Origin of the sequence: Roseomonas chloroacetimidivorans, assembly GCF_049629625.1 — a bacterium.
Classification (GTDB): domain Bacteria; phylum Pseudomonadota; class Alphaproteobacteria; order Acetobacterales; family Acetobacteraceae; genus Roseomonas; species Roseomonas chloroacetimidivorans.
Genome location: NZ_JBNBZS010000147.1, coordinates 1 through 7864, shown reverse-complemented (window position 1 = coordinate 7864; position 7864 = coordinate 1). Strand labels below are relative to the sequence as shown.

The window sequence follows — 7864 nt, the reverse complement described above, 5'->3', positions numbered from 1 at the left end:
TGCCGCTGCCTCGCTATGCACCAGAACTGAACCCAGTGGAGAACGTCTGGGAGTTCCTGCGCCAGAACCTGCTCAGCCACCGCGTGTGGGAAAGCTACGACGCCATCGTCGACGCCTGTTGCCACGCTTGGTCCACGCTCATGCGCACGCCCGAGCAGATCGCCTCCATCACGCGCCGCTCCTGGGCACAGGTCAAAGTCTGAGGCGGTTGGTATTACCGCTGTAGAAGAGGCTAGCGACCTTGTTGCCGACGATCCGGAAGTTCGCGTTGCAGGTCGACCCGCTACTGCCGACCGTGTAGCCACCGCCGATGACTGGAAGGGTAATCTGGACGCCGCCAGCCGCATCGTTCTTGAGATTGTAGCTGAATACCTCTGTGTGATCGTCGATCTTCTTGGTCTTGTCCGGAACGCCCGCACAGGATTGCAGATCCGCCGCGGTCATCCCCGTCATGTTGATCTACGCCTGGTGGGCCATCCGTGAATCGTCATAGCCGCAGCTGGCAAGCGTCAGCAGCGCAGCGAAGACGAGTGGCTGTCTCATAATCTCTCCCGGCCTAAGCAATGCCTCATTGACGTCATGCTGCACCGCAGCGGAAGGGGGCAGGGGTTCAGCTCACGCCGTTCTGAGAATGGCGCGCGTGGCGCAAGAAGCCGGACGGCGCGGAAGCTGACAGCCAGCTCCACCGCAGTTCTCCGCAATAAACTCCACCTCGGCGGCTGGTGACCTTGCAAGGTGTATTGCGCACCGTTGCACCAATGGCCTAGTGGCTGGTCCATCTGATCGCGCCGTAGTCAACTGTGCTCGTAAGTGCAGCAAAGCCCCTGTTGGCGGCGCCGATTTCTCTCGCTGCGCTGCACAAAAATGTGTCGAGATGGCCCGAAGCCTCGCATCATCGCTCCCGAGGAAGGGGTTTTCCCCTTCCGCCGTGTGACTGGCGTTTCCTCCCTAAACTCGGCCGCTCCTTCGGGAGCGGCCTTTCTTTTTCAAAGCGTCCTATTCACCCGAAAGGCACCTCAGCCCCTCTGCCCGCCGGACGGCGATTTGGTCACACGGGCCGTTATTTACGCGGGTTGAGCTGCTGTCGCGCCGCATCAATAGACAGCGTGATCGTGCAGCGCACCCCATCGGGCGTGAACTCTAGGTGGACCGTTGCGTCGAGCTGATAAGGCAGGACCTCTTCCAAGAGAGTAGTTCCGAACCCCCGCCGGAGCTATGCGGGAACTTGGGTGACGCGGTGATCAGGCGGCGTTCTGCGCTGGCGTGTTGGTGACCTCGACGCTGTTCTTGAATGTGACGCCCTGGATGAGCTTGGGCAACTGGTTCTCGCCCTTCAGCCAGCGCCAGGTCTTGGCCGCGGCCATGACGAGCTTGAAGACCATCAGCCGGGCGGTGTCCTGGGACAGGGCGCCCCTGGTTCGGACGGTCCGGTGGCGCACCGTGGCGAACACGCTCTCGATGGGGTTCGAGGTGCGGAGGTGGTCCCAGTGCTCGGCGGGGAAGTCGTAGAAGCTGAGTAGCGCGTCCCGGTCCTTCACCAGGCAGGTGACGGCTCTCTCGTACTTGGCCCCGTACTTCCCGGCGAAGGTGGTGATCGCCGTCTCGGCCGTGTCGCGGTCCGGCGCCTGCCAGATCTCGCGCAGGTCGGCCTTGGCTGCCGGCTGGACGGATCGGGGTAGCTTGTCCAACACGTTGGCGGTCTTGTGCACCCAGCACCGTTGATGCCGGGTCGCCGGCGAGACCTCCTCCAGCGCCTCCCCGAAGTCGCCCATCGAGACCCTGCGCAGGTAGAGGATCGGCAGCAGGGCATCCAGGCTCCGCGTCCGCCGTGCCCAGCGCGGCAGAAGGGCCGAGGTGAAGCGGATCCGCTCCCCACCTGCCTCCTCGCCAGCACCGCGGTCGCGCAGCATGACCCGCTGCACCGCCACCGGGCCAATCCCGGTCTGGACCAGACGCTCCGGGCCATGCCCGTGTCGCACCAGGCGCTCACGCCCGTCCGGCAGCCGTTCCCCCTTCATCTCGGCCAGGAAGGCCTCCGCCTCGGCCTCAATGGCCTGGGCCAGCAGCCGGCGGGCGCCGCTCCTCAGCACCGCCGTCAGCGGGTCCTCGACCGTCTCCGGCTGACGCAGGGGGACAACAGTGGTATCGCTCATCTCGGCGTATCGCTCCTTCGGGAGGTTCAGGCAGGCTTCCACCCACCTCGATACGCCGCCTCTCTCACATCGCCATCATCCAGTTTCGGCCATAGCTCCAACCGCGGCACCGGAAGCGCCGGTAGCCCTGGGCCGTACGGTCCCGCCGCTCAGTCACCTCGGCCGAACCGCAGTCCACGCACTGCATCTCAGGCCCACAGCCCCCTTCTGCCCGTCAGGAGGCTATCCACACCTACCCGGACTCGCCAATCCGGGTATCCGTGGCGCGAGAACTGACAGATCCGACAGGACCATCAGCGCTCCGCCAGCGTCGCGAACTCCGCCTCGATCTGCAGTTGGGCTTCATCAGGCTCGATAAAGCCGGCATCCACGACGCCGTTGCGCCAGCCATGCCAGTAAGACCGCGTCATGTCCTTCGCGCCGACCAGGCCAGCCACCCCGTCCATATAGCCGATCAGAACGTCCGCCTCGTCCAGGGTGTGATAGTCCGCGACGCTTTTGACGGCCTCGAACATCGCTTCTGTCCCCCTCCGGGCAAGGCTCACTCCACCGGGCGCGCCCGCACGGTGCGGCCGAGTCGCTTCCTTGCACCCTGTGCCGACTTCATGCACGCGCGGAAATTACACGGGAGATCACGCGACCGGAGCCTGCATCTCCAGAGTTGTTGTCCCACAGCGATGCAGTCTTCCAGCCGGAAGTGCAAGTACAGGCCGGAGAGCCGCGGCTAGGCATGGTTCGGCCAGGAAACAAGCGTGGTGATGCTTCGACTTAGCACGGTAGCTACCCTCTCCCCAGGGCAAAAGCCCAGACAGGAGAACCCCCATGCTTCACCGCGACGACCCGACCACCAAGCCCTTGACCATGAACCTGCCGACTTCGGCAGAGTCATCCCGGAGCGACCTTGCCCAGCCGGCCGCGCCGCGCCAACGACGTGTCGTGCCCGGCACGTCGCCGCGGGGCGCTTGCTACGCTGCGCGCTTGGCAACTTCGGCGAAGGTTTGGGAGGATGCCTACCGGCTGCGCTACCGCAGCTACTTGGCGGGTGGCTTCATTGGGGAAGACCCGTCGGGCATGTTCCGCGACCATTACGACGACCTGTTTAATGCCGATACGGTCGTGCTCTATGACAACGAAGTCCCCGTCGCATCCGTCCGCGTCTGTCTCCTTGAACGCGGGACAGACTACACCTCGCCCGCCATGGACACCTTCCCCGAGGAGGTGAGCGCGCTCCTAAACGCCAATCCGAACGACGCCTTCGCCGGCCGCGCCATCGAGGTGACGCGGCTCGTCCGCAGCCCCGAAGCCGAGAACAACCAGGGGCTGGTTTTCCTGCTGTATAGGATCGCCGGCTACATCGCGCTCTGCCACCATACGCAGATTTTCCTGGCCTGCGTCCGGTCGAACCACGCGCCGTTCTACAAGCGCCTGGGCTACTCGGTCAGCTCCGAACTGCGGCCCTATCCCGGGCTCAGCTGCAAGATGCTGCTCATGGCCAGCGACCGGCAGCGCTACGACCAGATCCGCGCGAAGGTGCCGATGATGGATCCGATGACGGACTCCACGCACAATCTCGAGGGCTTCTACAAGGGCGAGCCGGTGCGGCTCTTCCTCACCCGCTGAACCGGAGGGGCCGATCCCTGCCGGAAACGGCCCCGCCCAACTCCGGCGCGTTCGGGCCGGGCGGCTTGCCGCACGTTTTGCGCCTGATTGCGGGTTCCCATGCACGCACCGCGTGTGACACAACCCGCCCGATTTGTTCGGGATGCCAGTCGTGCCGTCCAGTGTCCGCCTGCCCTGCCTCTTCGGCGCCACCTTTCTCGTGGCTGCTGTCGCCACGCCGCGCCCGGGCCTTGCCCAAGAGAACCCGGAGGTGGAGCAGCCCTTCTTCGTCCGCCTGGGCTATGGCTTGGCGTCTTATCGCACGACGGGTCGCGCGGCGGTGGCGGGCCAATCGCTGAACCGGGCGCGCGTGGCGCTCGGCGACGTGTCCTTCGCGGCACTGGAGCTGGGCTGGCGCTTCGCGCCCGACTGGAGCGTGTCGGTGCTGGGCGGCCTGCCCCCGACGGTCGCGCTCCATGGGCGCGGCGACTTCGCGGATCAGGGGGTGCTACGAAAGGTGACCTATGGCTCGGTGATGCTCGGGGTCCAGTATCATCCCTTCACCCTGGGCCGGTTCGAGCCCTTCGTGGGGGCGGGCCTGAACTACACTGCGATTTTCAGGACTCACGGGGGCTCGATGTCGGAGCTGCATGTCGCGGACAATGCCGGCCCCTATGTGCAGGTCGGCGGCCAGGTCCACCTCACCAGCAGCCTCTCGGCCTTTGTGGATGCCCGCAAGACGTGGCTGTCCTTCGACGCCAAGGGCGTGGCGGGCGGCGCCCCGGTGAGGGTCAGCATCGATCCCGATCCGGTCTCTGTGACGCTGGGCCTGTCCTACAGATTCTAAAGGGAGCATTCTAAAGGGAGCAGCCCGTCAGGCCAGGTACTCGACCCGGTTGGTGGGCGGCGAGGGCGAGGGCCGCCCCAGCAGGTAACCCTGGGCGAAGCGGATGCCGTTCTGGTTGAGCCATTCCATCTGGCTTGGTTCCTCCACGCCTTCGGCGACCACGTAGATATTCAGGTCCATGGCGAGGCGCGCGATCATCCGGTAGATCACCGCGACCTTCCTTTCCGGCAGCTTGCGGGTGAAGGCGGCGTCGATCTTGATGCCGTCCACCTCCACCTCGTGGAGGTAGGTGAGTGACGAGTAGCCCGTGCCGAAGTCGTCCAGGACGAGCTTCACGCCGAGTTCCCGGATGGTGTCGAGCTGGCGCAAGGTCCTGTCGTCCTGGTCGAGCAGGACGTTCTCGGTGATCTCGATACCAAGGCGCTCCGGAGGCAGCCCGCTCTCCTCCAGCGTCTGCGCGAGGATCTGGGGGAAGCGGCCCGAACGCAACTGCCGGGGCGAGAGGTTAACGTTGACCTGGATGGGGGACGGCCAGCCGACGGCGTCCCGGCAGGCGATCTGGAGGATCACCCGGCCGAGCTCCTCCATCAGGTCGGAGCGTTCGGCCGTTCCAATGAACTCGCTGGGCATGATGCAGCCGCGGCTGGGATGGTTCCAACGGACCAGCGCCTCGGCTGAGACGATGCGATGGGACTTGAGGTCGACGATCGGCTGGTAGAGGAGGCCGATCTGGCCCTTCCGGATGGCCTCGCCCAGCTCGGCCTCCAGGCTGACCAGGCTGTGGTGCTCCTCCTCGATCCAGCGGTCGAACAGGCAGGCCTTGCCCTGTTCCTTGGCCTTGTAGAGGGCGAGATCGGCCAGCATCATCAGCCGGTGCGGGTCCTGTGCGTCATGCGGGCAGGCGCTGACGCCGATGCTGGCGCCCGGATGGATGGTGGTACTGTCGGCCACGAAGCTCTCGCCCAGCTGAAGCGCCAGCCTCTGGGCCACCGCGAGGCCTTCCTCTCCGTCCGCGCCCGCGATCAGCGCGGCGAACTCGTCGCCGCCCAGCCGCGCGCTGATGTCCTGCGGCCGGATGGACTGGTGGATCCGGCCAGCGATGCCCTGGAGCAGCCGGTCGCCGGTCTGATGCCCGTAGGTGTCATTGATGCCCTTGAAGTTGTCGAGGTCGATGAGGATGAGGGCGAAGGAGCGCTTCTCCTCGCAGAGCGTTCTGACGGCCTCGACGAAGGAGCGCCGGTTGAGCAGTCCGGTCAGGCTGTCGTGCGTGGCCAGGAAGTTGACCTTCTTGCTGGCTTCGTGGCTGGCCGTGACGTCGCGGCCGATGCCTCTGAATCCGGCGGTGCTGCCGCGGTCGTCGAAGATCGGATGCCCGGTGAGCCGGAACCAGCGGATGCCATGCGCGCCCTCGTGGTGGACGAGCAGTTCGCGGAAGGCCTGACGTTCCCGGAAGCAGGCGGTCAGATCCTGGTGGGGGCTGTCCTCCGCCTGGTCTCCTTCACGCACGGTGGAGACGAGCTCGGCCAGCATCCGGCCATTCGCCGAGGCCGGCGTCAGCCCGATGGCTTCGGCCATCCGGGGCGTGGCCTCGGTGATCCGCCCGTCCTGATCGGTCTGCCAGAGCCAGTCGGGGGAGCCCTGCTCGTATTCGCGCAGGAATACGTTGACGGTCTCGATCTCCCGCTGCAGGGCGGCGCGGGCTTCGGAGCGGCCGCTGAAGGTGATGTTGGTGAAGAAGATGCCGATTGTGGCATAGGCGCAGAAGGAGATGAAGGCCGTCGCCGAGAAGACGTCGGCATGGGGCATGGCGAAGCCGACCGCGTAGATGGAGAGCACGGCGTTGGGGATGAAGAAGCCGAAGGCGACGGCCATAGGAACGCTGATGATGGGCGTCGATACGACGCCCGAGGCGAGGCCCAGCAGGAGGACGGTCTGGTCCGGGCGGCCGTTCATCGCGAAGAGGAGGATGGTCGTCCCCCATGCGAAGCCCAGACAGGTGTAGAGGATCTGGGCGTGCCGGAGGAACCGGTGATCGTCCTTCGCCCGCTTCCAGCACAGGGCGGCCCTCATGATGGCCGCATAGAGCAGGAGGACGGTCGCGACCATCGCCATCATGAACGGCTCGTCGGATACGCCGAATGCGAGCGAGTTAACGACCACGTTGAGGCTGCCAGCGGCCGGAAAGAGCATGCAGAGTAGAAAGAGCAGGTTGCACTGGTCGCGCATGACCGCCGCTTCCTGCTCGTTCCTGGGCAGCCGGACGCTCATCGCGTCCCGGATCCTGCCGACAATACCCCGGATCCAGGTCACAGGCTTACGCATCCCGGAAGACCTCATCAGAGCACGCGCGGCAGGATCAGACCAGTCTTCTCCCGGTACTGCGCGTACTCCGCTGCCAGCTCCGAGGCAGCGAAGTGCTCCTCCTCCTCATGGGCGGTCCTGTAGTACCAGCCGATAATGAGGATCGCGGGGATCCACTGGATCGGGCCGCCGGCGATGGCGGTGCCGAGCCAACCGAGGCTGTAGGCCAGGTAGAAGGGATGCCGGACATAGACATAGGGCCCGCCGGCATGGATCATGGTTGGGATGTTGTCGGTGTGGGCGATGGCCGGCGGCCGGGCCCTCGTCGTCCGAACGGCCCACCAGAACAGGATCCCGCCGGCCAGGAACAGCGCGATCGCAGCGATGCCTGCCGTTGCCTCCACGCCCGATAGGAGGAGAAGCCCTACAAAGAGAAGGAAGGCGGCGGTGCTGCATGCGGAAAGGCGGGTCATCCGGGATGGCATTCCGCCTTCGACTCGAAAGTGGTGTTTCAGTCCCCAGGCGAACGATCCGAAGGTTGTTAGGGCCGCGAAGATCGTGAGGGCTGTCAACATGACGCGTTCGCTTCCAAGTTCCGTCCAGAGCCTCAGCGGCCCTCTACGGCCACAGCCATTACGCGAAATTTTGTCGATTGTTCAATCAATGGATGATACCCGAACGAGCGATATAACGCTCGGCAGCAAGATCGGGTTCTTCACCGTCGGTTAGGAGGGTTCTGTCAGCTCTCGCGCCAGGGATGCCCGGATTGGCGGATCTGTCAGCTCTCGCGCCGGGGAGGCCCGGATTGGCGGATCTGTCAGCTCTCGCGCCGGGGAAGCCCGGATTGGCGAGGTGGGGCGGGTGTGGGTAGGCTTCTTGCCGGCTGGGGTGTGTGGCAGGGAGCCTGAGATGGAGTGCGTGGGCTGCGGATCGGCCGAGGTCGCTGAGCGGCCGGACCGTACGG

The 7864-nt window shown here is 65.4% G+C and carries 8 protein-coding genes; 3 read left to right on the top strand and 5 right to left on the bottom strand.

What is annotated here, in order from left to right; genetic code table 11:
• The coding region (locus tag ACO1BU_RS34930) for a transposase (RefSeq protein WP_424139547.1) at positions 1 to 203 on the top strand (203 nt) is incomplete at its 5' end.
• Here the strand turns inward: ACO1BU_RS34930 and ACO1BU_RS34925 are convergent.
• From ACO1BU_RS34925 to ACO1BU_RS34915, 3 genes are all read right to left on the bottom strand, one after another.
• Positions 193 to 453: a hypothetical protein gene (locus ACO1BU_RS34925; protein ID WP_424140509.1), complete on the bottom strand. Its 261-nt coding sequence runs from the start codon at positions 451 to 453 to the stop codon at positions 193 to 195. The two genes, ACO1BU_RS34930 and ACO1BU_RS34925, sit on opposite strands and share 11 nt — an antisense overlap.
• A 788-nt stretch (positions 454 to 1241) precedes the next feature.
• Entirely contained in the window at positions 1242 to 2153 is a 912-nt protein-coding gene (locus ACO1BU_RS34920; RefSeq protein ID WP_424140508.1) for a transposase, read from the bottom strand.
• Positions 2154 to 2446: 293 nt separating this feature from the next.
• Complete coding sequence (locus ACO1BU_RS34915) at positions 2447 to 2668, bottom strand: hypothetical protein (protein ID WP_424140507.1); 222 nt, start codon at positions 2666 to 2668, stop codon at positions 2447 to 2449.
• Positions 2669 to 2975: 307 nt separating this feature from the next.
• On the opposite strand from ACO1BU_RS34915, the gene ACO1BU_RS34910 reads away from it, so the two are divergent.
• Together ACO1BU_RS34910 and ACO1BU_RS34905 are read left to right on the top strand one after the other, a co-directional pair.
• Positions 2976 to 3773 (top strand): N-acyl amino acid synthase FeeM domain-containing protein, encoded by a 798-nt coding sequence (locus tag ACO1BU_RS34910; protein ID WP_424140506.1) that lies wholly within the window; start codon positions 2976 to 2978, stop codon positions 3771 to 3773.
• A gap of 151 nt (positions 3774 to 3924) precedes the next feature.
• Positions 3925 to 4599 (top strand): OmpW/AlkL family protein, encoded by a 675-nt coding sequence (locus ACO1BU_RS34905; protein WP_424140505.1) that lies wholly within the window; start codon positions 3925 to 3927, stop codon positions 4597 to 4599.
• Between the two features lie 27 nt (positions 4600 to 4626).
• Here the strand turns inward: ACO1BU_RS34905 and ACO1BU_RS34900 are convergent, their stop codons facing one another.
• Both ACO1BU_RS34900 and ACO1BU_RS34895 read right to left on the bottom strand, forming a co-directional pair.
• A complete protein-coding gene (locus tag ACO1BU_RS34900; protein WP_424140504.1) occupies positions 4627 to 6867 on the bottom strand; it encodes a putative bifunctional diguanylate cyclase/phosphodiesterase in 2241 nt (746 codons plus the stop codon).
• A gap of 68 nt (positions 6868 to 6935) precedes the next feature.
• A complete protein-coding gene (locus ACO1BU_RS34895) occupies positions 6936 to 7373 on the bottom strand; it encodes a methyltransferase family protein (protein WP_424140503.1) in 438 nt (145 codons plus the stop codon).
• Positions 7374 to 7864 lie beyond the last annotated feature (491 nt).

Excerpts from the sequence above, each read along its gene's own strand:
- ACO1BU_RS34925 (WP_424140509.1), bottom strand. The coding sequence starts at position 453 with ATGACGGGGATGACCGCGGCGGATCTGCAATCCTGTGCGGGCGTTCCG.
- ACO1BU_RS34920 (WP_424140508.1), bottom strand. The coding sequence starts at position 2,153 with ATGAGCGATACCACTGTTGTCCCCCTGCGTCAGCCGGAGACGGTCGAG.
- ACO1BU_RS34915 (WP_424140507.1), bottom strand. The coding sequence starts at position 2,668 with ATGTTCGAGGCCGTCAAAAGCGTCGCGGACTATCACACCCTGGACGAG.
- ACO1BU_RS34910 (WP_424140506.1), top strand. The coding sequence starts at position 2,976 with ATGCTTCACCGCGACGACCCGACCACCAAGCCCTTGACCATGAACCTG.
- ACO1BU_RS34900 (WP_424140504.1), bottom strand. The coding sequence starts at position 6,867 with ATGAGCGTCCGGCTGCCCAGGAACGAGCAGGAAGCGGCGGTCATGCGC.
- ACO1BU_RS34895 (WP_424140503.1), bottom strand. The coding sequence starts at position 7,373 with ATGACCCGCCTTTCCGCATGCAGCACCGCCGCCTTCCTTCTCTTTGTA.